At 36.7% G+C, this 1,210-nt stretch carries 2 protein-coding genes; both read right to left on the bottom strand.

Annotation, left to right across the window (positions count from 1 at the left end; genetic code table 11):
* Positions 1-61 precede the first annotated feature (61 nt).
* On the bottom strand, positions 62-277 hold the full coding sequence (locus Q0256_RS04690) for a DUF262 domain-containing protein (protein WP_297960529.1): 216 nt from the start codon (positions 275-277) through the stop codon (positions 62-64).
* Positions 278-423: 146 nt separating this feature from the next.
* Positions 424-1,210, bottom strand: a 787-nt coding sequence (locus tag Q0256_RS04685; protein ID WP_297960526.1) for an ATP-binding protein, incomplete at its 5' end; no start/stop codon positions are given.

Here is a 1,210-nt window from a genome sequence, read left to right as displayed (position 1 = left end):
TTATTATCTAAAAAAGGCACTTCATTATCACTCAGGGCTTTTAAAATAAGGGCTAGTGTAGTTATGCGTGCTGCCCATCGACTATATTGTTAATTGATTCTTTGTTTTCATGTACTTCCTTATGCAAAATTATGTGCCCTAGTAAAATTTCATTAGAGCTTCCATTCTTAAACGATCTTTTAATGCTTGAAAGCAGTCCTAAAGCCAAATCCTCACTCCATACATATGGGCGTTGGTAGTACGGGATTTGATAATTTGCGCTACTTAGGTATGTCATCTGCACTTAAAATGTAATTATTCTGCTCATTGTCGTCATTTGTCATAGTATTTCTCCTTAAATCTTTTAAAATTTTACTATAAAAAGCCTAAAATTTTTATCCTTTAAATAAAAATGACACCGTTTTAACTCCGCTAGTTGTGTTGCTAAAACCCTATCCTTTTTACTTTCTTTTCATTTTTTAAAGTCACTTCCCGTTCTAATCTCTCATAAAAATCATCGCTGTTTTTAACCCTTTTAAATTTAGCCTGTCTTCGCACGCTCGCAAAATCTCCTGGCGCCAAAAAGCTTAAATCCGAAATTCTTGCAGCTACGTTTTCATCAAATTTTATCCTTAATGATGCGCACTCTTTTTTGAACAAATTTAATACTTGATTTGGCAATAAATATCTGAACTCAAGCTTTAAAGCAAATCTTCTAAGACTTGCTTTATCGAGATTATCGATTAAATTTGTCGTAGCGATAAAGATGCCGCTAAAGCTCTCTATCTGCACTAGCATTTCATTTACTTGAGTTACCTCCCAGCTTCTAGCAGCTAGGCTTCTATCTTGTAAAAAGCTATCGACTTCATCAAATACGAGCACTGCTTTTTTGCTACCAGCCTCTTTAAAAGCCTCGGCTATATTTTTCTCGGTTGCGCCAACCCACATAGATAAAAGCTCGCTTCCTTTTTTGATGATAATAGGCTTTCTTAGGCTTTTAGCGATAAATTTAGCGTATGCGCTCTTTCCGGTCCCTGGTACTCCGTAAAGGCAAATCCTAGCGCTTTTGCTCTCTTTTATGCCCTGCATTAGCTCGTTTAGGTCGCAGCTTGAGTTTACGAAATTTGGATCATAGCTGCTAGGCAGATCATCTTTTAATCTCTCTTTTTTATTATCCTTTTCTAGCGCGCCGTAGCCTTGTGCTTTTAAAGTGTTGCTTATCACGCGCTCA

This window comes from uncultured Campylobacter sp., from assembly GCF_937949835.1.
Lineage (GTDB): Bacteria > Campylobacterota > Campylobacteria > Campylobacterales > Campylobacteraceae > Campylobacter_B.
This window is presented reverse-complemented; position numbering and strand designations above follow the sequence as displayed.

Excerpts from the sequence above, each read along its gene's own strand:
- Q0256_RS04690 (WP_297960529.1), bottom strand. The coding sequence starts at position 277 with ATGACATACCTAAGTAGCGCAAATTATCAAATCCCGTACTACCAACGC.